Source organism: Alicyclobacillus sp. SO9 (genome assembly GCF_016406125.1).
Taxonomy (GTDB): Bacteria; Bacillota; Bacilli; order Alicyclobacillales; family Alicyclobacillaceae; genus SO9.
Genome location: NZ_CP066339.1, coordinates 4,831,265 through 4,856,504, shown reverse-complemented (window position 1 = coordinate 4,856,504; position 25,240 = coordinate 4,831,265). Strand labels below are relative to the sequence as shown.

The 25,240-nt window shown below is 48.5% G+C and carries 25 protein-coding genes and 1 other annotated feature; of the genes, 20 read left to right on the top strand and 5 right to left on the bottom strand.

From position 1 onward, the window contains the following. Nucleotides 1-121: 121 nt before the first annotated feature. The 5 genes from GI364_RS22670 to GI364_RS22650 all read left to right on the top strand — a co-directional run bounded on the left by GI364_RS22670 (nt 122) and on the right by GI364_RS22650 (nt 4,063). Entirely contained in the window at nt 122-844 is a 723-nt protein-coding gene (locus tag GI364_RS22670; protein WP_198851433.1) for an iron-containing redox enzyme family protein, read from the top strand. Nucleotides 845-930: 86 nt separating this feature from the next. Beyond that, on the top strand, nt 931-2,400 hold the full coding sequence (locus GI364_RS22665) for an aldehyde dehydrogenase family protein (protein WP_198851432.1): 1,470 nt from the start codon (nt 931-933) through the stop codon (nt 2,398-2,400). Between the two features lie 31 nt (nt 2,401-2,431). Further along, on the top strand, nt 2,432-2,911 hold the full coding sequence (locus tag GI364_RS22660) for a GlcG/HbpS family heme-binding protein (protein WP_198851431.1): 480 nt from the start codon (nt 2,432-2,434) through the stop codon (nt 2,909-2,911). An 18-nt stretch (nt 2,912-2,929) separates the two neighbouring features. Continuing rightward, on the top strand, nt 2,930-3,310 hold the full coding sequence (locus tag GI364_RS22655; RefSeq protein WP_198851430.1) for a 2Fe-2S iron-sulfur cluster-binding protein: 381 nt from the start codon (nt 2,930-2,932) through the stop codon (nt 3,308-3,310). Between the two features lie 120 nt (nt 3,311-3,430). Continuing rightward, nucleotides 3,431-4,063, top strand: a complete 633-nt coding sequence (locus GI364_RS22650) for a GntR family transcriptional regulator (RefSeq protein ID WP_198851429.1) — start codon at nt 3,431-3,433, stop codon at nt 4,061-4,063. A 69-nt stretch (nt 4,064-4,132) separates the two neighbouring features. On the opposite strand, the gene GI364_RS22645 is transcribed toward GI364_RS22650, so the two are convergent. Then, nucleotides 4,133-4,795 carry a GntR family transcriptional regulator gene (locus tag GI364_RS22645; RefSeq protein WP_198851428.1) on the bottom strand — a complete coding sequence of 221 codons (663 nt, stop codon included), beginning with the start codon at nt 4,793-4,795 and terminating at the stop codon, nt 4,133-4,135. 271 nt (nt 4,796-5,066) lie between these two features. Here GI364_RS22645 and GI364_RS22640 point away from each other — a divergent pair, with 271 nt between their 5' ends. The 8 genes from GI364_RS22640 to GI364_RS22605 all read left to right on the top strand — a co-directional run bounded on the left by GI364_RS22640 (nt 5,067) and on the right by GI364_RS22605 (nt 11,741). Beyond that, nucleotides 5,067-5,687, top strand: a complete 621-nt coding sequence (locus GI364_RS22640; RefSeq protein ID WP_370541872.1) for a chromate efflux transporter ChrB — start codon at nt 5,067-5,069, stop codon at nt 5,685-5,687. Between the two features lie 136 nt (nt 5,688-5,823). Beyond that, a complete protein-coding gene (locus GI364_RS22635) occupies nt 5,824-6,159 on the top strand; it encodes a 2Fe-2S iron-sulfur cluster-binding protein (protein ID WP_198851426.1) in 336 nt (111 codons plus the stop codon). 257 nt (nt 6,160-6,416) lie between these two features. Next, the gene (locus tag GI364_RS22630; protein ID WP_304503169.1) at nt 6,417-6,962 is read left to right on the top strand and encodes a chromate efflux transporter ChrA; all 546 of its coding nucleotides are present in this window, start codon (nt 6,417-6,419) and stop codon (nt 6,960-6,962) included. Nucleotides 6,963-7,036: 74 nt separating this feature from the next. Next, on the top strand, nt 7,037-7,870 hold the full coding sequence (locus GI364_RS22625; RefSeq protein ID WP_198851425.1) for an ABC transporter permease: 834 nt from the start codon (nt 7,037-7,039) through the stop codon (nt 7,868-7,870). Nucleotides 7,871-7,931: 61 nt separating this feature from the next. Continuing rightward, on the top strand, nt 7,932-8,768 hold the full coding sequence (locus tag GI364_RS22620) for an ABC transporter ATP-binding protein (RefSeq protein ID WP_233095918.1): 837 nt from the start codon (nt 7,932-7,934) through the stop codon (nt 8,766-8,768). A gap of 214 nt (nt 8,769-8,982) precedes the next feature. Beyond that, complete coding sequence (locus GI364_RS22615; RefSeq protein ID WP_198851424.1) at nt 8,983-10,077, top strand: ABC transporter substrate-binding protein; 1,095 nt, start codon at nt 8,983-8,985, stop codon at nt 10,075-10,077. A 195-nt stretch (nt 10,078-10,272) separates the two neighbouring features. Beyond that, nucleotides 10,273-10,941, top strand: a complete 669-nt coding sequence (locus GI364_RS22610) for a GntR family transcriptional regulator (protein WP_198851423.1) — start codon at nt 10,273-10,275, stop codon at nt 10,939-10,941. A 17-nt stretch (nt 10,942-10,958) separates the two neighbouring features. After that, the gene (locus GI364_RS22605) at nt 10,959-11,741 is read left to right on the top strand and encodes an aspartate dehydrogenase (RefSeq protein WP_198851422.1); all 783 of its coding nucleotides are present in this window, start codon (nt 10,959-10,961) and stop codon (nt 11,739-11,741) included. 21 nt (nt 11,742-11,762) lie between these two features. Here the strand turns inward: GI364_RS22605 and GI364_RS22600 are convergent, their stop codons facing one another. Next, the gene (locus GI364_RS22600; RefSeq protein ID WP_233095917.1) at nt 11,763-13,403 is read right to left on the bottom strand and encodes an MDR family MFS transporter; all 1,641 of its coding nucleotides are present in this window, start codon (nt 13,401-13,403) and stop codon (nt 11,763-11,765) included. Between the two features lie 24 nt (nt 13,404-13,427). Then, entirely contained in the window at nt 13,428-13,946 is a 519-nt protein-coding gene (locus GI364_RS22595; protein ID WP_198851421.1) for a MarR family winged helix-turn-helix transcriptional regulator, read from the bottom strand. Nucleotides 13,947-14,194: 248 nt separating this feature from the next. Continuing rightward, nucleotides 14,195-14,432 (top strand) — a binding site (T-box leader). A gap of 154 nt (nt 14,433-14,586) precedes the next feature. Here GI364_RS22595 and aroF point away from each other — a divergent pair. Next, complete coding sequence (aroF, locus tag GI364_RS22590) at nt 14,587-15,600, top strand: 3-deoxy-7-phosphoheptulonate synthase (protein ID WP_198851420.1); 1,014 nt, start codon at nt 14,587-14,589, stop codon at nt 15,598-15,600. Between the two features lie 200 nt (nt 15,601-15,800). Here the strand turns inward: aroF and GI364_RS22585 are convergent, their stop codons facing one another. Together GI364_RS22585 and GI364_RS22580 are read right to left on the bottom strand one after the other, a co-directional pair. Continuing rightward, a complete protein-coding gene (locus tag GI364_RS22585) occupies nt 15,801-17,063 on the bottom strand; it encodes an APC family permease (RefSeq protein WP_198851419.1) in 1,263 nt (420 codons plus the stop codon). Nucleotides 17,064-17,213: 150 nt separating this feature from the next. After that, entirely contained in the window at nt 17,214-18,035 is an 822-nt protein-coding gene (locus tag GI364_RS22580) for a polysaccharide deacetylase family protein (protein WP_198851418.1), read from the bottom strand. 159 nt (nt 18,036-18,194) lie between these two features. Here GI364_RS22580 and GI364_RS22575 point away from each other — a divergent pair, with 159 nt between their 5' ends. From GI364_RS22575 to GI364_RS22550, 6 genes are all read left to right on the top strand, one after another. After that, on the top strand, nt 18,195-18,824 hold the full coding sequence (locus GI364_RS22575) for a hypothetical protein (protein ID WP_198851417.1): 630 nt from the start codon (nt 18,195-18,197) through the stop codon (nt 18,822-18,824). 308 nt (nt 18,825-19,132) lie between these two features. Further along, the gene (locus tag GI364_RS22570) at nt 19,133-20,392 is read left to right on the top strand and encodes a sugar ABC transporter substrate-binding protein (protein WP_198851416.1); all 1,260 of its coding nucleotides are present in this window, start codon (nt 19,133-19,135) and stop codon (nt 20,390-20,392) included. 70 nt (nt 20,393-20,462) lie between these two features. Next, a complete protein-coding gene (locus GI364_RS22565; protein ID WP_198851415.1) occupies nt 20,463-21,419 on the top strand; it encodes a carbohydrate ABC transporter permease in 957 nt (318 codons plus the stop codon). A 3-nt stretch (nt 21,420-21,422) separates the two neighbouring features. Beyond that, nucleotides 21,423-22,310, top strand: a complete 888-nt coding sequence (locus tag GI364_RS22560; RefSeq protein ID WP_233095916.1) for a sugar ABC transporter permease — start codon at nt 21,423-21,425, stop codon at nt 22,308-22,310. A gap of 88 nt (nt 22,311-22,398) precedes the next feature. Continuing rightward, complete coding sequence (locus tag GI364_RS22555) at nt 22,399-23,430, top strand: LacI family DNA-binding transcriptional regulator (RefSeq protein WP_198851414.1); 1,032 nt, start codon at nt 22,399-22,401, stop codon at nt 23,428-23,430. A 40-nt stretch (nt 23,431-23,470) separates the two neighbouring features. Further along, nucleotides 23,471-25,234, top strand: coding sequence for a glycoside hydrolase family 13 protein (locus GI364_RS22550; protein ID WP_198851413.1), 1,764 nt, complete (start codon nt 23,471-23,473; stop codon nt 25,232-25,234). Nucleotides 25,235-25,240 lie beyond the last annotated feature (6 nt).

The following is a 25,240-nucleotide window of genomic DNA, read 5'->3' as shown; positions in this document are numbered from 1 at the left end:
TCTGTTGATTTGCTCGTGTGTAATTGATATAATAGGGCCAATTTGGTATACAGTATACCTTATGCTGTGTGAAGTATTTTGGAATCCAGCAAGTTGAAAAGAATTCAAGGAGGTAGGTTGTATGACGGAGATGCTTTCTAAGGAAGAGTTTCGGACGCAAATGGAAGAGGCTATCAAGGGCCGCCACTCCCAGGCAGCTCCCTTTAGTGTGGCTTGGGCAGAGGGGAAACTGCAGAGAAAGCACTTTGCAAGGTGGGCAGAAAATCACTACCACTATGTTGGTCCTTTTGCCGACTACTTGGGCTATATCTACGGGAATACATCTGACAAATTCGAAGAGGCAAAAGACTTTCTCCTGCAAAACATGTACGAAGAAGAGATTAGTGACGTGCGTCATACGGATTTGCTCATTCGCTTTGCTGAGGCCTGCGGCACTACTGCGGACCGTGTGAAGGACGATAACAACATGCTGCCGACGACTCGAGGTCTGCAAAGTTGGTGCTATGCGCTGGCAATGCGGGAACACTTTGTTGTTGCAAGTGCTGCTCTGATTGTCGGACTCGAGTCGCAGGTGCCGGCGATTTACAAGAAGCAGCTTCCTCCTCTATTAGACAAATACGGATTTTCGGAAGAAGAGGCAGAGTTTTTCTCGCTGCATATCGTTTCGGATGAAATCCACGGGGAGAGAGGATTTCAGATTGTGCTCGATCACGCTGACACACCGGAGCTTCAACAACGCTGCCTAAAAGTGATTCGCGATGGAGCTGCGATGCGCTGGGCGTATATGGATGGACTATACCGGGCTTATGTTCAACCAGATGTAGAGTCAACAGTCACCGCCTGATGGGGACGAAGGCAATGAGACATTGTGGAGCGGTGCTTTGTACCGCTCCACAAGAACTTACTGGAGGATGAAAGTGAGGCGTGGAAATGGAGACGGTGCATGATGTGCAAAAGTTTAAGAGCCTGATTGATGGAGAATGGGTAGAATCGCAATCGTCGGAATGGTTTCAAAGCATAAATCCGGCGGACACATCTGACATATTGGGGCAGTTCCCCAATATGAATCATGAAGATGCAGTGCGTGCGGTGGATGCCGCGGCATTGGCCTTTGCTGATTGGAGAAAAACGTCCCCAACCAAGAGATCATCCATCCTCATCAAAGCTGCCCAACTGCTGGACGAACGCAGAGAGAGGTATGCAGAGGAATTGTGCCGAGAGGAAGGGAAGCTGTACGGCGCCGCAAGTAAGGAAGTCGCCAGGTCTGCTTCCACACTCCGCTTTTACGCCCAGGAAATTCTGTCGTTTACGGGAGAAACGTTCCCAAGCGACGATGGAGATGCCTTTGTGTTCAGCCATCGTGAACCATTGGGCGTGGTGGCTGTCATTACTCCGTGGAACTTTCCTATGTCTATTCCCTCTCGAAAAATAGCGCCCGCTTTGGCTGCTGGCAATACGGTTGTCTTTAAGCCTGCATCAGACACACCGCTCACAGCACTGCGGTTGGTCGAATGCTTGTATGATGCCGGGTTGCCAAAGGGTGTATTGAATTTCGTAACGGGGCAGGCTTCGCGTGTGTCGGCCGCACTGACGACAGATGTGAGAATTCGGGCCATTACATTTACGGGATCGACCCGAGCGGGGGAAGCGATTCACAGTAAGGCTTCACTGACAACCAGAACTCAGATGGAACTCGGAGGTAAAAATCCGCTGATTCTGATGGAAGATGGAAATCTGGAAAAGGCGGTTGACCTGACGATTAAAGGTGGGTATGGACTTACAGGGCAGGCCTGCACGGGTACAAGCAGAGTTATTGTCATGCGGTCGGTCTATGACGAGTTTCTTCCATTATTAATTGAGGCCGCAAAATCCATGAAAATAGGAAATGGACTGGACAAAGGTGTTGAGATGGGTCCTTTGGCAAATCAGTCCCAATTGGACACCGTGTTATCATACATCGAACTTGGTAAGAAAGAAGGCGCACGACTGGTCTATGGGGGCGAGCATTTGACCGGTGGAGAGTATGCGAAGGGATATTACGTAACCCCGGCTATTTTTGCGGATGCAACGCAGGCTATGACCATTTCCAGGGAAGAAATTTTCGGTCCGGTCATTTCTGTTATTCCGGTTGACAGTCTTGAAGAAGCCCTTGAAGCGGCCAATGACGTGGAATACGGTTTGTCGGCATCTTTGGTGACAAGGGACATCAACAAGGCGAATCTGTTCGTTAGAGAGATTGAAGCAGGAACTGTGAAAGTTAATCGCACAACCACGGGAAACTTGATAAATGCTCCGTTCGGAGGACTCAAACGCTCAAGTACAACTACATTTCGCGAATCAGGTCGAACCGGGCTGGAGTTCTTTACACAGATCAAAACCGTGTACTACGGCGGTGAATAAGGGTCTCAATAAGCCAATGGGAGGGCGCGTGATGAAGAAGACGATTCAACTGGAAACCGCTGAGGCTCGCACACTGATTGCCGCGGCTGAGGAAAAGTCTAGTGAAATTGAAGTGGCAGAAACCATCGCTGTGGTGGATGCAGGAGGGCATCTCATCGCACTGGAGCGCATGGACGGTGCGAGAATTACGGGACCGGAAATCGCCATTGCAAAAGCTTTTACAGCAGCAGGGCACAGGCGTGCTACACACCTGTTCAATAAACCGCCGAACGGCCCTGTTCTCCCTAACAACGAAGCATATGGGATTCAACTCATGTTTCCGGGACGGTTCGCTGTATTTGTGGGAGGTTTTCCAATTGTCATTGACAATGAGGTGGTTGGCGGACTTGGCATCAGTGGCGGGAATGGTAAGCAGGACACCGCTGTTGGTCTCGCGGCACTCGAGGCTTTGGCAGAATCCTTGGCATCAGAGGGTTACGAGGTTACTGCAGAAGCGGACATAAAAATGTAGAGAGGAGGTCGTCGAACCATGGCTGGACGCATCTACTTCAAGACATCAGGCCGCAAAATTGAAATTGGGCCCGAGGGAGAAGCACACATTCTTCGTACTTCGATTCGCTACGAGGGAGGGTTGCCCTACCGCTGTGCGGGCGGCCGATGCGGAACTTGCAGAGTCTACGTGGAAGAGGGCATGGACAACATCTCTCCCGTAGGAAAAGCGGAAATCGACAGGTTGGGGGACATGCTAAAAGAAGGGTACCGGTTAGGGTGCCAGACCTATGCGTATGGCGATTGTACGTTGACATGGGATCCCGAACAGTCAAAGCTCCCGCCCCTGCCGAAACTGCGCGAATTTTGGGAGAAAAGAGGAGCAAACACGGGTTATAAGAGTCAAGTTGGCGGTACGTAACAAGGTTTTCTCTTGCAGTTCGGTTGTCACATTGCTAGTATATGAGCAGCGCGAATCTACAAAGGTATACACCATACGACAGATTCGCTGATTATGAATGGAATGGGATGTGACAAAAACGTGGGTAAGGATGCAGGAGGTTTGTTCGATGAGGATTTTCGCCCGCTTGAGGTAAGAGTTTATCAAATTCTTCGGGAGCAGATTTTGTTGGGGGAGTTGAAGGCTGGCGAACGCCTAATTGAACGGGAACTGGCCGAACGGCTGCGTATCAGCCGTACACCCGTGCGGGAAGCACTGCGAAAGCTGGACTCTGAAGGATTTATTGAAATCATTCCTCGTCGAGGCGGAATCGTTGTAGAATTGACCGACAAGGACATTCTTGATATGTTTCGCATCCTTGAAACGTTGGAAGTACTTGCGGTGAGACAGGCAGCAGAACGAATCACACCTTCGCAACAGGACATGTTGAATCAGATAGATGTCACAGATGCGTCCCAAATGATTGCGGCGATTTGTGAAGTTGCCAAGAACAAGAAACTGACCGATATGCTCAGGAGCCTCTTGGACATGATTCGGGCTACAGCAAGGTTGGGACGAGAGCAACCTGGGCGCGCTGAAGAGGCTGCACATGAGCACAGAGAGATTATCAAGGCTGTTCAGGCTGGAGACGGGGACGCAGCGGAAGAGTACATCCATTTGCATGTCCAACAATCAGTGAATGCCTACCGTCATCAGTTGAAGAAGCAGTCTTAATCACGCTCTCCTCGTCAATCATGATGCCCACGTAGCGTTGGTACCCGGACGCAAGGCACCGCCGCCGAGTCACTGTTGCGTTGTCTGCGTCTGATACACTTTCATATACACTTTCTTGGACTGTTCTATATGGATTCTTGACAACTGAAAGGCTCTCTGGCCGTCGCCTTGGCTGATTGCGTCCAGGAGAGCCCAATGTTCCCGCATGGCTTCTTTATCGCGTCCGAAAAACGTGTAGCTTTGTCGTGCAAAGCGTCGAATGTCGCCTAGCAATCCTGATAAGATTTCAAGCAGTCTTGGGCTATGGGCTGCTTGGTAGATCGTCTTATGAAACTGCGCATGGTGTTCGTCCAGTTTTGTGTCGTCCAAAGACGACAGTGTCTCGTCCATTGCCTGCAGGGCTTCTCTTAAACGCTCCAATTCAGCTTGGGTGCGTCTTTGACTAGCGAGTTCCACAGCCATCGGTTCGAGTAACAGCCGAATTTCAAAGAGTTCCAAAACCTGTTCCTTACTAACCATACTGACTGAAATGCCCCGCCTTGGATTTGTTGTTACGAGTCCTTCCACTTCCAATCTCAAAACGGCCTCTCTGATAGGCGTTCTACTGACCATAAATTCCTCAGCCAGAGCGTGCTCTAAGAGTCGTTGTCCTGGATGAAACGTTCCGTCCAAAATTCTATCGCGTAAAATCTGACGAATTTGTTCACTGATGGAATCTGTTGAAAGTGCCACTCCTCACCAACTCCCTTGCCCTTAGATTTCCATATGTCGTGTTTTGTATGGAGTATACCATCTATCCGCGTGTCAATATAGTTGTTTCAGTCATCATAGAACGCGCCATCCCAGTGGTTGAGTTATCTCACTGCGAAAAACTCTTGGCACACTTAAGAAAATTAATAATTGAAAAAATTGTGTCTGTATTGTATATTGTATACCAAATTAAATGGGAGGGGATGATGCGAAGGTAGTACGTTACAGCACAGCGTGTAGAGGGGGGATTTGTATCAATCCAAAAGCCTACCGAGAAATCGCGTTGGCCATGTTGCGAACCGGAATGCTTGGGTACGGAGGAGGACCCGCGATTATACCGTTGTTTCGTTATGAGGCAGTCGACCGGTACCAGTGGATTGACGACACTGAGTTTGGTGAGATATTAGCCGTCGCCAATACTCTGCCAGGTCCTATCGCCACAAAAATGGCCGCATACCTAGGATACCGCGTCAAGGGTGCAGCAGGGGCAATTAGCGCTGTGGTTATTCATATTCTTCCTACTACCCTGGCCATGGTTTTGCTGCTAAACGCGTTGACATGGTTTCGCCAATCACCAATCGTTCACGGCATGATTGCAGCAGTTAACCCAGTCATTGTGGTGATGTTAGGCCTGATGGCCTACGATTTTACCAAGAAATCCTGGAAAGGCTTGGGGAAAGCGGCTGGAACGGGATTTGCCCTTACAGCTCTTTTGCTCTTGGCCGTTCTGAACTTGAATCCAGCGATTGTTGTCCTGGCGTTTTTGGCCTACGGCACAGTGCATTTTAGGTTCACAAAATATCTAACAAAAAACAGGAGTCAGTCTGTGGCAAAGGGCACAACGGAGTCGCAGAATCCCACAATGAAGCAGTAACGAAATCAGGTAACAGCGAAATGAAGCAGTAACGAAATGAAGTAATGACGAAATGAAACAGCAACGAAATGGTAAATGGAGCAAGTGAAGTCGTAAAACAGTCGTCAGCGAAGTCGGATACAACGGAGGCATGCATATGGTGAACGTCATCCTGCACGGGGTGGACGGCCTGTACGAACAGAAGGTAAGACCAGGAAGTAACCTGGTTGTACTGGCCGGACTAAGGAAGTTCAAAGGGCTCCGCTATTCTTGTGGAATGGGTAGGTGTACTCGATGCGCGTCACGAATTTTAGCAGGGCTTGAGTTCCTTCCAGAACCAAACTGGAAGGAGATTAAGATGGTTGGTGAGGACAAACTCGCAGAAGGGTACCGTTTGCTCTGCCAGCTTGAAATTACAAGTGATATTGAAATTCAGCAAGATGCTGTCCCCCTTAAACCAGCATGGAAAAGAATAGAACAGTCCAAATCTTAATATGAGTATTTTAAAGCACCAATGTTTGCGGAGGCTGCCTGCAGCAGTCAATAAGCAAACAGATATAATTGTGACAAGATACTGAATTTTGCGTTGACACAGAGTGTTGGCGGACAGTATACTACTTATTGAAATGGTATATTGTATACAATATTCAGTGGAACATGGGAATGGATAGTAGTTGCCCAATCCATATTGTCAAACTTTTGGCTTTCCTAACGCCAGTGAAGTACAGGATGTACATGGAAGGAGGAAATATGATGAACTTGCTGCACGTGCTTTGGGGCTTCTTTGTGGCCAATATTCTTGGCTACGGCGGAGGTCCTTCGTCCATTCCTTTGATGCAAGTCCAAATTGTTCATCACTATCACTGGATGAACAATACGCAGTTTGCAAATGTATTAGCGTTGGGAAATGCTTTACCGGGTCCCATTGCGACAAAAATCGCTGCCTTTGTCGGGTATGGAGCCAGTGGATGGGCAGGTTTTTTCATCGCAATTGCAGCAACTGTTCTTCCATCCTGCTTGGGGCTCATCGTGTTGTTGAAAATTCTCAATAAATACCGCACTTCGTCAGTGGTGAAAGGGATGACGGCCCTTGTGCAACCTGTCATCGCTATTTTGATGGTGCTTTTGACCTGGGAAATTGGCCGGGACGCAGTGCACGGCATTGGAGTTTTGCAATCAGTTATTATTGCAGCCGTAGCGTTGTGGGTCATTCATTTTAAGAAGTGGCACCCAGCTTTCGTCATTGTTGCAGCCTTTGTCTACGGAGGCATTGTATTGCCTCGGTTTGGGGTTTAGTTATTACAACCAAAAAATTTTTGGTTGATTTGGTATACAACATACATTATTCAAACTGAGAAAGGGTGAGAGATTTGAGTTCTCCAATGACGGAGTCTGGACACGCAATTAAAGTGGTAGGAACGGACGTTGAAAAGGTGAAAATCGGCATGACGGAAAACCAAAGGCGCCGAGTTCTCGCTGTTGTCTCTCCTATCATCTTGCTGGTTATCTGGCAGTTCCTGTCTCAATTTCACCTGATTGATACGAGGTTCTTCCCAACACCAACGTCCATTATTGCAAAAGGTATTAGTGACATTCAGACGGGGCAGTTGCAGCATGACTTGGTTGTGAGTTTGTACCGCATTTTCTGGGGATTTATTGGGGGGGCTGTACCGGGCGTGATTATAGGTGTGTCAATGGGCTTGTTTCCCATCGTCCGTGCCATTTTCGATCCCGTTGTCTCTGCCACTTATCCCATCCCCAAGTTGGCTCTGTTGCCACTCATCATGTTGATCTTTGGATTGGGTAATCTGGAGAAAATCATGATTATTCTTTTGGGTGTTGTATTTCCAGTGCTCATTAACTCTGCAGCAGGTGTCTTAAATTTGGAGAAAGCGTACATGGACGTTGCAAAGAACTTTGGAGCCTCACGTTGGAACTACTACAAAACAGTTGCTATACCCGGTTCTCTGCCGATGATCTTTACAGGACTCAAGCTTGGCTCCGGGATGGCGCTGCTCTTGATTGTTGCGGCTGAAATGGAAGGGTCCACGGCTGGCATTGGCTACCGCATATGGACTTCGTATGATGTCTTTGATATTCGAGACATGTTTGTCTACTTCATTTTGATGTCGCTCCTTGGCTATATTTTCAGCATTATTTTGGATGAAATTGAAGCCCGTGTTGTGCCGTGGAAACAAAAATAAGGTAATGACGCACTTTGGCTTGGAATCCAAGTCTATGAAACTGTCAGAGGAGTGAAGCCTTGTGAGTAAGGTGCTGAATAGTGACGCAGCCATAATTGATGAACATCGGAACAATAAAATTTCTATTCGGGGATTGGGAAAGCAATTTCAAGTGAAGAAGAAGATTGTAACGGCATTGGATGCGGTCAATCTCGATATTAAGCAAGGAGAGTTTGCGTGCATTGTCGGGCCAAGCGGCTGCGGTAAAACGACCCTTCTTCGTATCTTGGCCGGATTAGAGAAACCCACAACGGGAACGATGGACATGCAGCACGATGACTTGAGCCAACCGCTAAACTCCATGGTATTTCAGGAACACTCCATTTTTCCCTGGATGTCCGTGCGTAAGAACATTGGTTATGGCCTAAGAATGCGAAAGGTTCCGAAGGCAAAGACGAATGAGATTGTCGACTTGTACCTGGAGAAAACAGGGTTACGCCCCTTTGGCGACGCTTTGCCGCATCAACTGTCCGGCGGCATGCGCCAACGTGTCAGTGTCGCGCGTGCCTTCGCCAATGACCCGGAAATACTCCTGATGGACGAGCCGTTTGCAGCACTGGATGAGCAGAACAGGTTACTGTTGCAGCAGGAGCTGGTTCGAATCTGGGAGGAGTCGCGTAAAACGGTTGTGTTCATCACGCACAGCATTGACGAGGCATTGTTTCTCTCTGACAAGGTTTACGTAATGACGGCTCACCCGGGCACTGTCAAGGAGTCGTTCAGTATTGATCTCCCAAGGCCCCGTAAAATCGAAGAAGTGAGAGCAAGTCATCGATTTATGGAATTGTTCACGGAAATTTGGGGCCTGTTGAAGGAAGAAGTGGATAAATCAAAACGTGAGCAAGGTCTGTCGAACTAAGTACGTTCACACGCCCGGGAAGGGGAATCCAGGCGGCGGACCAATAGGTGATTTGCAACAAGTCTGTGGTCTGAGAGAGTTGCGGTTGAAATTTTAACGAAAGGGAGGTGATGGTGCTTCTGTTCTCCGATTCAGGAAGGGGTTGCTTGCTCTACATATCTGGAATTTAACCTCACAATGCAACCTAAGAAAAGAATAAACAGGGGGTATTGTAATGATAGGAAAAAGGTCGAAAAATTTCGTGATGTGGGCAGCAGCACCGCTGCTTGTGACTGGACTGATAGCGGGTTGCGGCACAGCATCTGCCAACAGTTCGGGCAGCGCACAGTCTGGTGGTGGAAGCAAAGGGTCATCCGGAAAACTTCAAGTCGTGAAAGTAGCAACTGCAGAAGGATCACCGTCTTATGCCGGTTTGTTCCTCGGAGAAGCCTTGGGTTACTTTAAGCAGGAAGGAATTAAGATAGAGTCGACCAAATTTTCAAGCGGATCGGACGAATTAACTGGGTTAGCCTCCGGTCAAATTGATGTAGCGCAGGGTCTGGTCAGCGCCGGCCTAATTAACCTGGAACACAAGAATTTCGGCATTCAGATTGTAGCCGACGCGGGACGGAACTATCCGGGTAAACCGTATTTTGCACTCACGATTAGAAAGAAACTTCAGAATAAAGTAAAAACATTCAAGGACCTAAAAGGCTTAACCATCGGTGTCGTCTCAAAAGGAAACATCAATGAGCTCATGCTTGACGAAGCATTGGCAAAGGGCGGCCTGACGGAAAAGGACGTTCATATCAAAGTGATCGACAGTTTTTCGGATTTAAACACCGCAATGTCGCACGGTGCGATGGATGCAGCAATGCAGTTGGAACCTTTGATTACGAAAGGAAAACAGCAAAACATCCTCGTTCCCTTCCCGATTGGACCAAAGGTATACGCACCCCATGAAGAAGTCTCCGTTCTAGAGTTCGGGAAAAATCTCCTCAAAAACAAGAGCCTCGCCACACGGTATATGATTGCATATTTGAAAGGTGTACGCGCCTTTGACAACGCCTTTGTCTATGGAAGCAAAAATCAGGCTAAGATTGCCAAAATTATGGCTAAGGATACCAATACATCTGTGTCTATCCTTGAGGCCGAAAACCAGCCTGAACTGGACCCGAATGGCACCGTTTATACAAGCAGTATCCAAAACCAAATTAACTGGTATGTCAAACATGGGTTTGTACAGACCGGCTTGAAGGCGTCAAAAATTGTAAACATGAGTTTTGCCAAAGCTGCACTGAAAAAGATTGGGAAATTCCAGAAGCCGTAGGTTTACTTGAGGCAACATTTGATTGAGGTAACACTTTATTGAAGTAAGAACAGCTTATTGAGGTAACAGCTTATTAGGGTAACAAGGATGGGTTGGAATGCGCTTGGGGAGTTGGTGTTTACCAGAATGTATTCCGGCCCATCCTGGGTTCTTTGCACTAACTGCTTGAACTGTGCCGCTGAAGGAGCCATTGCCATGAAAAACGTATTAATCTCTTCAGAATCCATCGGGGAACAGGTGCGTATGATTCTTCGTCAGCGAATCCTGGATGGTACATATCGTTCCGGTGAAAAGTTGGTTGAAAAAGACATCTCAATAGAACTCGGTGTTAGCAGAACACCAATCCGAGACGCAATGATTCGATTGGAGACCGAAGGGCTCATTAAGAACATCACTCACAAGGGGCCTATTGTAAGCGTCATCAGCCCCCAGGAGTTTTTTGAAATCTTTGATTTACGCTTCGCCCTTGAACCAATGGCAGTCGAACTTGCCACTCGCAATGCGTCACGGGAAGTCATTGATAAGCTTGCAGACCTGGCGGAGAAAATGGAACTTGCGCTGGAACAAGGAGACGATACGGCGGTGTCTGGCTATAATATTGCGTTTCACTGCGCGGTCTATGAAGCTGCAAACAGAAAACGTCTGCTGGAGATGCTGTCTAGCTTGCTTGACAGTATTCAACTGTTTGCCCAAGAGGGTTACAAGGCTTTTGGGAGAAGTGCACAAGCTATGAAAGAGCACCGGCTTTTGGTCGACGCAATTCGCAGGCAGGATGTTGAGGCAGCAATCTCCGTCGCGAAGAAGCACATAGAAGGTGCAAAGACAGCTTACTTAAAACTCTATCCGACAGAGGGACAAGAGTGAATAGGAGGTGACACAACATGAAGGTGGGATTGATAGGTTATGGGGCCATTGGGAAGGACGTTGCACAGCGGATTCAATCGGCTAAATTACCTGGTCTAGAGCTCATTTCAATATTCAGTCGCACGAGATCCAGTCACGTGCCCATCATGACGACGGATTTCTCCCATTTTCTCAGTCTAAAGCCAAATCTCGTTATTGAAGCAGCAGGCCAAGCAGCGGTCCGTACTTTTGTCCCGCAACTCGTTCAAAGGGGTATCTCAGTGGCGGTTTGCAGTGTGGGGGCTTTTACAGACAAGGCGTTCGAACAACAGATGCACCAACAGGCTTTAAGACACAACGCCAAAATATACTTCCCATCTTGTGCTCTCGGCGGATTAGACCGCATTTGCGCGGCAAAGGAAGGCAGTCTACAGACAGTTCAGTTGCAGACGCGAAAGCCTCCGACATCCTGGTATGGAACGGAGGTGGAAAGTCGCCTGGATTTGGAACAACTGTCTGTACCAACACGGGTCTTTACGGGGACAGCCAGGCAAGCGGCGCAAAAATACCCCCAGAACGCGAATGTCTCGGCGGCACTCGGTCTCGCTGGCGGGGGGCTGGACGAAACCAGGGTGGAAGTGTGGGTAGATCCGGATATTCATCAAAACGTACATGTTGTGTCGGTGCAAGGGGACTCTGGTTTGTTCTCATTTGAAATCAGAAATGCTCCATCTGAAAACCCAAAAACGGGTGTGATTGTCGCGATGAGCATTATGAAGCTTCTTCGCAACTTGCACGACCCGTTTGTGATTGGGATATGATGTAGACTTCCGCGAAAAGTCTCAGTTCTGTGTTACGGCATCTCTGTCTTTCGGTTTTGCATCGCCTTCCGAATCCTTGGCTTTATAGTACTCTTCTCCTTGCAATTTCGTTTCTGGGAGAAAGAACGTTCCTACAAAGCACAGGATGGCAAAAATCAAGCTAAATTCAAACAGACGATGGATACCAAAAGTTAGGGATGTTTTCACTGAATCCATCAATTGCAGATACATCTGGTGTCCTGCAGCTCCAAATTTGTCGAACTCTGATGCAATCTTATGTTGTGCCTGCGTTGTCAGCAGTGACTGAGGGTTAATGCCTTTGAGTTTGCTCTGGAACTGTTTCAGAGAACTGGGAATCGTATGTGAGAGCTTATTTGCAAAGGCCTTCGCCAGAATCGAACCGAAAATAGGAGACGCAATAACGCCGCCCAAAGAACTGACGAATTGTTGTGTCGAATTGACGGTACCCATCATTTTGTATGGGAACGCGTTCTGGACCGCGACGTTCATCATCGGCATGAGCGCTCCAATACCGAGGCCGAGCACTACCATGTTCAAGATGACATCAGGCCACGTGGTGTGAATGGTCATCCTCGTTAGCAGAAATGCACCAGCCACAATGACTGCCCCGCTGATCCATGCAAGTACCTTGTAACGCCCGGTTCTGGACATCAGTTGCCCGGCCACAATACTTCCCGCAATGAAACTTAGCATCATGGGCGCCATGACCCAGCCGCTGCCTTGAGCATTGAGTCCAAGTACACCCTGTACATACACTGGCAGAAACATGATGCTGCCAAACATCGTCATGGCAACCAGCACGCCCAGTACCAAAGATGTGCTGAAAATCCGGTTTTTAAACAATACCGGTGTAAGCAACGGATCGGCCGCTTTTCGTTCCCAGAACATGAATACAGCCAGCACAACTAATCCGCCGATAAACAGTGTCAGTTCGATTGGGGAACCCCATGCGTATTTGTTGCCGGCCCATGTGAAACCGAGGAGAAGCGGGACCAGTCCAACTACGAGCAGGAACGAACCAAGCCAGTCCACTTTGACACGGTGTTCTGCACGAACTTTGGGTAAGGCAATCATGACACCGATGATAGCCAAGACGGCAAACGGCAGGTTAATGTAGAAGACCCAGCGCCAAGATATCGAATCCGTAATCCAGCCGCCGATAGTTGGTCCCAAAATACTGGAGAGACCAAACACAGCTCCCATGACACCCATCCATTTACCGCGTTCCTTTGGATCAAATATGTCTCCAATGGTCGCGCGAGGCATGCTCATCATGGCTCCTGCACCGATACCTTGGAACCCTCGAGCCCAAATCAGCGCAGTCATTGAATCGGCCTGACCTGAAATGGCAGACCCGATGCCAAACATCACGAGTCCAAAGATATAAAAAGGTTTTCTGCCAAACACATCAGACAGCTTTCCGTAAATTGGGACTGTCACAGAAGAAGCCATCATGTATGCGCTAAATACCCAAGCATATAAGTCAAATCCATGCAGGTCGCCAATGATGGTCGGCATTGCGGTTGACACTACTGTTTGGTCCATGGACGAAAAAAACATGGTCAATAGGACAGTGGCCAATGCCCACCATTTTCGTTGTCCTGTAATTTGGTTTGTTGTCTGTACGCCTGTTTTATTCACAATTACCACTCCATTTTTCTATCTTTACGATTCCGAATGACTCGGGTTCGCCTTTTCTTTCCGCTTTTCCATATCCGGTGGGCTGCAAGAGGCGATAAATTCTTTCAAGTTTAAACCGGAAGAAATTTTGGCCACATGTTCGAGTAACTCTACCAGTAACTCCGGCTCCTTGGGATTCAGTTTGTTAAAGCAATAGGCCAGGATAATGCGGCGTATGTCCATCACGTGCGAAAGTGCCTTTCTCCCAGTCTCCGTAAGTTGAATGACTATCATTCGTCGGTCTTTTTTGCTTCTTTGCCGCAGGACAAACCCGTGATGCTCCAGTCTATCGAGCATGACTGTCACCGCGCTTGGATTGACCTCCATTTTGTCCGACAAGGCTGAGGCGCTGCAGTTCGGCTGTTCCCGGATAAAGTGCAGCATGAACACTTGACCAGGTGTGAGTTCCAAATCCATCTCCTGAACCAACTGCGGCCCAATGTGTTGCATTGTCGTGAAGAGAGCAGTGTCGAATCGGTCCGGCAGACTGTCTGACTGCGCCAAACTATCACCTTCTTTAGGAATCACTCTTCGGACAGATATTTATACACTCTAATGATTTAGTTACGAAACCATTACACTATATAACTATCTTGGGATGTCTGTCAACATCCAAGTCTTTTTTCTGACATCAGTTGGAGTGTCTATAAAATGAAATCGTATTCACAAAATATTTAGGCACATTCGTTGTTGACAGTCGGGCAAAAAAGATGCAGAATGTAGAGAAAATTTACTCAAATGTTGTGAAATAATGAACAGCTTTGATGGAGAGAGTACGCATCTTCTGACAGTGCAGAGAGCCGGTGGGTGGTGAAAACCGGACTGACGAAGCAGCGGAAGTTCACTCCGGAGCTGCTAGGTGAATCCCGCAGTTTAGGCGGGTAGTAGTCTGTGCCGGAAGCGTCAACCAACGTTTTCGTTATTCCAATGAAGGTGAAAGGCGTTTGCCTTTGTCTTAGGGTGGTACCGCGAGCAGAACTCGTCCCTGATTGGGATGGGTTTTTTTGATTGCTTGGAGGACCTCAATCTGACTGTGGCCCCGTCTTTTATCAGGGTGGTACCGCGAGCATCTCGTCCCTGTTTAGGACGAGATTTTTGTATTTCGCGCTTGTCAACTACAGAAAATTAGAGGAGGAGAGAATCAGTGATTATTGTCATGAAGCCAACCGCCAGTCGGGAACAAGTGGATGCTGTGGTTAAAAAGATTGAGTCACTTGATTTGAAGGGCCATGTCGTGGAGGGCGAGGATAATGTGGTTATCGGTGTGATTGGGCAGACAGAGCGCTTGAATGAAACACAGGTTGAAGCTTGGCCCGGTGTGATTCGAACAGCCAGGGTTAAGCACCCCTTCAAGCGGGCCAGCAGAGATTTTCATCCAGAATCATCGGTGGTATCTGTGGGAGACGTAGAGATTGGTAACGGCAAACCCGTGGTCATGGCAGGGCCGTGTTCTGTGGAGAGCCGCGAACAAATTCTCGAGTCCGCGCACGCAGTAAAAGCAGCGGGAGCACATGTTCTTAGAGGCGGCGCATTCAAACCGCGCAGTTCACCGTATTCCTTCCAGGGCCTTGGTGAAGAAGGATTAAAGCTGTTGGCGGAGGCGCGAGAAGAAACTGGATTGAAAATCATTTCGGAGGTCATGGATCCCGTTAATCTCCCGATGGTAGCCGAATACGTCGACATTCTCCAAATCGGCGCTCGCAACATGCAGAATTTTCATTTGCTTAAGGAACTGGGTAAGCTTAGGAAGCCTGTATTACTCAAACGCGGGATGTCTGCCACCATAGAGGAGTGGTTGATGTCAGCGGAGTACATCCTGTCCGGCGGCAATGACAATGTCATCTTGTGTGAAAGAGGCATTCGCACATTCGAGACTTACACCCGCAATACTCTCGACTTAAACGCTGTACCTGTAGTCAAGGAACTGAGTCATTTGCCAATCATTGTCGATCCCAGTCACGGCATAGGCATTGCTCGCCACGTTACGCCGATGTCAAAAGCAGCCATAGCTGCCGGAGCAGACGGATTGATTATCGAAATTCATCCTCATCCGGAGGAAGCCGTTTCGGACGGGAAGCAGTCTCTTACTCCGGAAGTATTCGCAGACCTGATGCATCAAATTGGCGTGCAGGAACCTGTGTCTGCGTCGCGGAGGTGAATTTGTGTAGATAATAGCGTCGTCATCGAAGGACCGCTGAAGTCCATCGGAGTCCATCGAAGGACCATCGCAAGGAATTACAGTTGCATTGGGCATCTTTGGACCCCGGCCTTGCCGCAGGCTGCCGGGGTCCTCTCCAATCACAAAGCCAGTAACAGGACGACACAGGTCAGAAACGCAGTATCCCTGCAGCTAAGTTTTCATTTTGTAGTGATTTGCGTCAATCCGTATAAAATTACCCCAATCACGAACGCTATAACGGCTGCAACCAACTGCTTGCCTGACTCCTGCGCAATCAGCCAGATGCAAAGGACAGCTGCAACGGTTGGAATGAAGATGCCAAAGGGCAGTGTGAAGGGACGGTCCACGTCGCTCTTGCGATAGCGGAGCACAATGACTGCGATACATACCATTAAATACTCATAGAGTCTTGCAGCCACATTTAATAGAATGAGATGCGTGAACGATCCCGTTATGGCAAGTATCATGACCAAAATTCCTGTAAGCCAGATAGACACATAGGGCGTCTTCAGCCGCGGGTGTACTTTTGCGAGAATAGAGGGTAAAGCTCCATTCCAAGACAACGCATAGATAGAGCGGGGGGCCGCAAGGGCAACACCGCTTTTTGTTCCGAAAATGGAGATGACGGCTCCCAGGGTCATGAATGTCAAACCTCCGGCAAACATGGCGCCGCCTGCTGTGGCCAAAGGTGCTCCGGCCGATGCGATATTCGGGTCCAGGCGCTGTGCCGCATATTGGATGAGCATGTAAAAGAACGTAACGCCTGTGAGTGTGCCCAGCACCGCTATGGCCACTGTCTTGCGCGGATTCACCATTTCACCTGACGGAATGGTGGCCATTTCAAAGCCCCCGTAGGCAAAAATAAGGACCAGCACTGCTTTGCCAAAGCTGCCCGTTCCTGCCGGGACCAAGTGTAAAGCGGGATCGCCCGCGAACAGGACACCTACGAAGATAAGTACAGCTAACGGAATTAACTTGGCAATCGAGAAGAATGTAATGATAGACGATCCGTTCTTGACACCGTACGTGTTCAAAAGACAGAGAAATCCTACAACGACAAAAATGATGAGTGCTCTGTACGGTGCTACTCCTGGAAACAGTGTACTTAAATACTTGACAAACCCGTTGGAAAGAGCTGCCCAACCCACAAGATAGGTGAGCCAGGCCATCCAGCCCACTGTGAAACCAACGGTTTTTCCCATGGCTTCTTCTGCATAGACCAGTGCTCCGCCGGTACGTTGAAACATGCTGCTTGCTTCAGCGAAAGCCAAGCCAATCAGTGTCACAATGATACCAGCGGCAAGATAGGCCCAGACAGCCTGCGGGCCTGCGATTTTGGCCACTTTTCCAGGAAGCAGAAAAATCCCTCCGCCGATGACTCCGTTCATACCGATAAACAAGACTTCCGGTGTCCGCAGTACTTTTTTGAGCTGTTCTTCCATACTTCGCCTCCTCCTGAATTTCTAGTTTCACTATGTGCACAAGGAGTTATAGTTTACTAAGTTGATAGGGATTATATACTATGCCGTTGTACCACTGCAAGGCTCAAGGATGCTTATTTTCGTACTCTATATGTAAGTGCTGTGTTATGCTCATGCGTCCGGACTGGTCTGAGTTGGATTTTTCAGTCTCAATAATTCCGACACAGTGAGGCATTCGTATCCTCTTTCCTGCAGTTCTGGAAGGATTCTGTGCAATGCCCGCAGTGTTTCGCTTCTATCGCCTGCCCGGTCGTGAAACAAAATAATATCCCCGTTATGCAAGTGGGAGAGGACGGATTGTACAATTGAGTCAGCAGTGGTTTCGCGTTCCCAGTCGCGTGTGTCCTGATCCCATGACCAAATGACGACAAGACAACCTTGCTCCTTGGCTGCCTGAATTACGGTCGAACTGTAGTAGCCTGTCGGCGGCCGAAATAATATGCTCCGCTTTCCGGCAGCTCGTTCAATGCTCTGCTGAGTTCGTTCAATTTCGTCTTCTAACTCATCTTGGCTTTGCGTACGGATGTTTTTGTGATTGTATGTGTGATTTGCTACTTCATGACCTTCGTCAACTTCCTGTTGTACAAGTTCAGGGTGTTGGTCCACGTTGGCTCCAATTACGAAAAATGTTGCGTGTGCACGGTACTTGTGCAACAGTTTTAAAACACGCGGAGTAAACTTTGGATTTGGACCGTCGTCAAAAGTAATGGCTACGGCGCGTTCTTTCGTTGGCACATTCCACACGGCTTCACCTCGGGACTCATAATACTGCCGGCTTTTTACGGGAAACAGGTGGTCTCTCAATGTGTTGTCGGACGGCGTCACAAGCCGTGCAAGCGCATAAGCATGGGGACTCGGGGGTATTGAAGTGCAACTTGTTGCAAGCGCCAACCCAAAGAGGGAACGAAGCAGGACTCTTGTGCGTGTAGACATGGTGGTAACCTCCGATTCAGACTCTTGGTTAGCATGTCCAGTGTTATGCTTTTGCATGTCACGACGCCGAGCAACGGAAACGAAGTGTATTTGACTATACCTTCTTGGCAAGTTGTTTTATAGTTAGACAAGGTACATATTTAGGGATGGTGAGACATAGTGGAATACAGAGTCTATGTTCGTTTTGAAGATTCGCCTGCAATTGCACGGAAAAACTCAGAGCAACAGCCAGATTCGGAATATGGTCCTTTGACGCTGGAAGCTGTGAGCGGAGCCCATCCTGGTGAAGAAACACCAATGTTGCACGAAGCACTTGAAATAGCCCGGGAAAACGGGAGATTCATAGCTCTTTATCGTGGTGAACACGCTGGCTATAATCGGCGCGGCGCAGAACTGTTTACGCCGCTAGGACTGGCATGGTGCAAGGATAGTTACGAACTTGCCCAAATGCTTGGCGTTGAGACTTCGGCCACAGAAGTCGGAATCGAACCAGAACACATGGCTTCAGGGCCGGCATATATGCAAAATGAACCAAACGAGTTGTACGAGCGAAACCCGCGGAACACGAGGAGTCCAAGAAACACACATAACCCGAGAAACGAATCAGCGCGGACTATCCCGCAAGAACACACACGTCCTAGTCAGCGCGTCAGTCCCCCGAAACGGCCCGCAGCAGCGCCGGCATCCGATGCCGCCTCTCGCGGTTGGCTGTTCTGGACAGGCATGATAGTGGGCTCATTTATTCTGTCATTTGTGGTGGTTTACGGACTTGCAAAGCTGTTTGGTTAATGGCTTGTGTATGCTTTTACAAGATGTAATTGAGGGAATTCGGGTCCGACTTGTTCTTCCTGTTATCTGTTGCGCCTCCAGTTGGAGGCGCTTTCTTGTGCAAGTTGTTTTGGCACATTCTGCATATCATTGTGACAGGATTTTTTAAAAAAGTTCACGCGCAAGCGCTTGCATTATTAAATAGAAAAACTATATAATCTAAGACAAACGTTTGCACAACTTGCAAAGCACTTCCGAGGCTTTTGAGGGACCTGATAAGCAAGCTGCAAACAGCATTTCAATGGTACCATCAGAAAGGGGAAGATGTGATGAAAAAAAGGTGGAAATCAGCAGCAACAGGAACTTTTGCAGCATTAGCTCTGGCGGGAGTGGTCTCTGGGTGCGGTACCGCAAACGGCACTTCCAGCAGCGGGAATTCAACCAAAGCAGCGTCTGTTCCAAAAGGACAAACGATTACACTGTGGGTATGGGAAGGCGGTCCGAACCTAAAAGACGTTACAGCGCTTGCTAATGCTTGGGCAAAGAAACATGGCGATACTGTAAAGATTGTTGACCAGCACAAGAATCCGAACGGCTTTAAGTTTTATGCGACGGCTGCGAGAACAGGTAAGGGTCCGGACGTTTTATATGGTATGCCGCATGACAATAATGGACTGTTTGCACAGGAAGGTCTTCTATCTCCAGTACCAAAGGCTGATTTTGACCCGAGTAAATACAATGCATCTGTAGTTCATGCCGTTACGGTTAACGGCAAAATATACTCCATCCCAATGGAGGTTGAAACAACAGCAATTTTCTACAACAAGAAAATGATAAAGACACCTCCAAAGAACTGGACTGAATTTGTGAAAGACGCGAACGCCCACGGCTTTATGTACGACCAAGCGAATTTATACGATGACTATGCACTAATTGGCGGATTTGGCGGTTACGTCTTTAAGAGCAATAACGGAACGCTGGATCCCAAGGATATAGGTTTGAATAATGCTGGTGCAGTGCAGGCATTCACCTTGATGCGTCAAATGGACTCCAAGTATCACTGGATGAACCCAAGTGTCACGGGTGCTGTTGCAAAGTCTAAGTTTATCGCAGGTAAAATCGGTATGTATGTCAGCGGCCCTTGGGATATTCCTGATGTGAAAAAAGCAGGTGTGAACTTCGGGATTGCACCTTGGCCGACACTTCCCAACGGCAAACCAGCAACTCCGTTTATGGGTGTCAAGACTACAATTGTCAATGCAAAGAGCAAGCACCAGGCTGCAGATTGGAGTTTGGCAAAAGCTTTGACAAATAAGGCTGCACAGCAGAAATTGTTTAACGATGCTCAACAAATTCCAGCTCTAAAATCATTACAAAACTCATCAGTAGTACAGCAGTCACCGATGTTTAAGGCATTTGCTGACCAGACAAAAGTTGCTGTTCCAATGCCGAACATTCCGCAAATGCAAGCAGCCTGGAGTGCGATGAGTGTTATCAAGAACATTGTTAACGGCAAGGTATCACCACAGACTGGTGCAAATGACTTCGTGAAAAACATTAAAAAGGGTATTCAGGTACAGGGCTCATAATTTCCAAATCAGCGAGGGCCGGTTGGATTGATGACCCGGCCCTTCTTTTATCGAAAGAGGAGGTGCAAATATGCAGGCAGTTGCGAACGGCGGGCCAAAGAAGTTGCCTAAAAAGCGTCGCAAGATCCAATGGATCTCATACGCGTACTTGTCGCCGGCACTTATAGGGATTTCTATCCTAAGCTTGCTGCCTATTCTTTACACTATCTATATCGGGTTCACCAACTATGATGCAATGCACTTCCAGCACTACAGTTTTGTGGGCCTTAAAAACTTTAAGGAGCTCCTGAATCCCGACAACCCGTTGTCGACTCTGTTTCTTCCGACACTGCTTTGGACGATTGAGTACGCGGCAGGCGTCACTATTTTGAACTACTTTGTCGGGCTTTTTCTAGCTTTGCTTCTTAACAACAGAAACATGAAAGAAGCAGCAGTTTACCGAGCTCTTTTGATTATCCCTTGGGCAGTGCCCGCGCTTATCAGCATGCTTGCATGGCAGGGACTGTTAAATGACGCATACGGTCAAATCAACGGATTGTTGCATGCTTTTGGTATACCAAGGGTACCTTGGCTTCAGAATCCATTTTGGGCCAAAGTTGCGATTTTCGGTGTCAATGTGTGGGCTGGCTTTCCGTATATGATGACGGTTTCTCTTGGTGCGCTACAAGCTGTCCCACACGAGTTGTACGAAGCCAGTGCTATTGACGGAGCAAACTGGTGGAGACAGTTTCGATTCGTTACCGTACCTGAAATCTGGAAGATCACGCTTCCATTAATTATTCCGGCATTTGCTTTCAATTTTAACAACTTCAACGCGGTATATCTCCTAACCAATGGCGGCCCTGCAAGATCGAATAACCAGTTCGTCGGTCACACGGACATCCTAGCTTCAGCTGCATATAAAATGACGTTGAATTTCAGCAGATACGACTTAGCGTCAGCCATATCTATCATCTTGTTTGTTATCGTTGCAATACTGAGTTTTCTTCAAATGAGGTACACCAAGGCCTTTGAGGAGGTTGATTGAGCCGTGGGCAATCCAATTGCAACAGCAATGCCAAAGAGGAAAAAGGCAGAGGATCAACATATTATGGCTCCTGGTGAGCGTACTCTCCTGTGGTCTTCCCGCTTGATTATCTGGGTTGTGATTCTTGTCATGTTAATACCGATGTGGTTTGTAGTGGAAGCATCGTTTAACCCGTCCAACGCATACTTCTCTGTTTCCCTGTTTCCCTCGAATCCATCGTTCGAAAATTACAAGAAACTGTTTGCCGACAGTGGGTTTCTGATTTGGGTACGAAACAGTCTCTTCGTTGGACTGGCTACTGGAATTGGCCAGTTGGTGTTTACGGCATCAGCTGCGTTTGCATTTTCAAAACTTCGGTTCTGGGGACGAAAGTACGGTCTGATGACACTTTTGATCCTGCAGATGTTTCCAAACTTCCTGGCTATTGCCGCGATTTACGCAGGGTTGGCGAAGTTAAACCTCATTGACAACTTAGCAGCGTACATTTTTGTACTCCTTGGCAGCAGTGCATTTAACATCTGGTTGCTCAAAGGCTATTTCGACTCGATTCCGAAGGAATTAGACGAAGCGGCAATTATTGACGGAGCAAATACGTGGCAGAGATTTGTGCGAATTATGTTGCCTTTAGCCAAACCTATGATGACAGTAATCTTTCTGTTTACCCTCATGGGAAGCTTTAGTGAATACATGATTGCTGGAACTGTACTTCAATCGCCCCACAACTATACACTCGGTGTGGGGATGTATGGGATGATCAGTCAAAAATTTGCTAAAAGTTGGGGAGAGTTCGCGGCAGCGGCACTTCTGTCAGCAGTTCCGCTGACGGTAATCTTTGGGTTGCTGCAACGCTATGTAGCATCCGGACTGGTAGCGGGATCGGTCAAAGGATAATTAGAGCTATAGTATAATTATTAATTGTGAGACGAGAGAGGTAACGAGTATAGAAAAGAAGGCGTACGGTCCCGGGGAGGGGTATGGAATGACTACAATCAAAGACGTTGCGCGTATGGCCAATGTGTCTGCGTCAACTGTATCGAGGGTGCTGGCTGACTCACCGCGTATATCAGCAGCGACAAAGCGGCGGGTCCGCGAGGTATTGGAACATCTAGACTACCATCCCAACACCCTTGCTCGGGGCTTGGTGACAAATACAACCTCCGCCATTGGCGTTCTGATGCCGTACGGAGGCAATGAGTTTTTTGAGAATCCATTCTTTGCACAAATGATGAGCGGTGTCAGTGAAGTTGCGAATGAGAATGGCTATGACATTGTGCTTTTCACCTCAGGGCCAGATACAGATACAATCGACAGGGTTATTCGCGGCCGCCGCGTTGACGGCATCTTTCTGCTCAGCAGCAAACAAGATGACCCTGTGCTGAAGTTGGTTGAGCAGCAGAAGTTTCCGGCGGTGTTGCTTGGCAGAGCGCCCGACGGAATTTCCGTTTCTACCGTGAACAATGACAACGTATCAGCGGCCTACAAAGCAACGGAGCATTTAATCCGGCTTGGGCATAAACGCATTGGCTTCCTCGGGGGTGCCTCTGATTTGGTGGTCACGTTGGACAGAGTCACAGGTTACCGGAACGCATTACGCGACTATCAGCTAGAACCTGATGCGCAATTGGAGGTTTCCAGCTTTTTTCTCGAGCAGGGCGGCTATCTGGGTATGATGCGGCTTTTGGCTTCGTCTGATCGTCCTACAGCGGTCCTGGCTTCGGACGACGTACTGGCTTTTGGCGCAATGCGTGCATCTGCCGAGTTGGGCTACCACTTGCCGTCAGAGTTGGCGATTGTCGGATTTAACGACATTCGCATGGCTGAAATCGCTAATCCGTCTTTGACCAGTGTGAGAGTTCACATGCACGAGTTGGGTTCGGCCGCCGCAAATATGCTGTTGGAGCACATCAAGAACTCTGATTTGGAGCCTCAACACAAAACCATCCGAACGGAATTGGTTGTTCGCAACTCGTGCGGTGCTTCCTATCTCAATACGTCGTCACCGCTGCCTTAACACTGCAGGGCCAGTTTGCTTGAATCAAGGAGGAATTCACATGGATCTAAGGGTACTCCATCAACCCTATGAGCCTTTCGCATATGCTTTAAATCAAACGACAGCTCGTATCGTCCTATTGGTTGGACGGGGAGCTGTTCATCATGTTGAGCTCCATTCTGGAGACCGTTACCAAATGAAACTGCAATCATGCCAGAGTATGAAGTATGTCGGTGAAGACGGTACATTTGATGTGTTCGAAGCCGACGTGGAGATTCCGACCAGCCGATTGAAATACACGTTTGAACTGAAACACAGCGCAGAAGTTCGTATGGACCCTCAGAGTGACTCCGCAGATGAAGATATGGAAAGTCTTTGGTTGGGCGAGTCAGGGCTCAGTGACAACTCTGAACGTGCAGGTGTGTTTCAACTGCCGTATCTGTGCCAACGGGATGTTTTTGATGTCCCCGAATGGACAGCGAATGCCGTGTGCTATCAGATCTTCCCGGAGCGATTTGCCAATGGCGACGACGCTTTGACCCCGGACGGCGCAGACGACTGGGACGCTGATCCCACCCAGAGCAACATGCTTGGCGGAGATATTCCGGGTGTGCGTGAAAAACTGAATTACCTGGCCGACCTAGGTGTCAACATGATTTACTTTACACCTATTTTCAAAGCGCAGTCCAACCACAAGTATGATACGTCCGACTACTATGAAATTGACCCTCAGTTTGGTACAAAAGACGATTTTCGTGCCTTGGTTGAGGACGCGCATGCACGCGGAATCCGGGTTGTGCTGGATGCTGTGTTTAACCACAGCGGCGCGGGTTTTGCACCGTTTCAGGATGTGGTGAAAAACGGTGCAGCATCCCCGTACTGGGACTGGTTCTTTATTCATGGAGAGCGTCTTGACACGGAGAACGTCAACTATGAAACGTTCTCCAATCAGTTGGCAGGAATGCCTAAATTAAATGTAGCTCATCCTGAGGTTGAGTCGTACCTGCTGGATGTGGCTGCCTACTGGATTCGGGAATTCGATATTGACGGCTGGCGTTTGGATGTGGCGAACGAAATTGATCACGTTTTCTGGCGCAAGTTCCGCACCACCGTGAAAGCCGCTAAGCCTGATGCACTGATTCTCGGCGAAGTCTGGCATAATAGTCTACCGTGGCTGCGAGGCGATGAGTTTGACGGCGTCATGAACTACTTATTCCGTGATTATGGCTTAGGGTTCCTGGTAGATAAGACTTTGACAGGAACTGAATTTGCACAGAAGCTTGTGCAACTGTTGCATTTGTACCCGGTACAAGCTGCGTCGGCCGGACTCAACCTGCTTGGCAGTCATGATACAGAGCGGGTACTGACACATGCCAAAAGCGACAAGGACGCAGTCCTTCGGGCATTCACTTACCAATTCACCTACCCAGGTATTCCCATGGTTTATTATGGTGATGAGATAGGGATGGAAGGAGAAACAGACCCAGGCTGTCGAGCCGGCATGGTTTGGGACAGCACGAAACAGAACCTCCAACTTCGCGGCGCGGTGCAGAAACTGATTCAAATAAGGCGGAATCACCCCGCGCTGCAAACGACTGAGTTGCAAATTGTCGCAGCGACAGATACTTACGTGGAATATCTGCGCAGAGGTCACGACGGAACAGCGGTTCACGTGGCCTTTAACACCGGTGATGCAAGTTGTCATGTCAGTTGCCACGGGAAGGTTTTGTTCGACAGTTCATCCGTTAGACGTTCCGCAGGTGCCATCCCCGGAGAAGAAGCTGATAAGCTTAGTCCGGGAGCTTGCATGATATGGGAACCATAGATAACA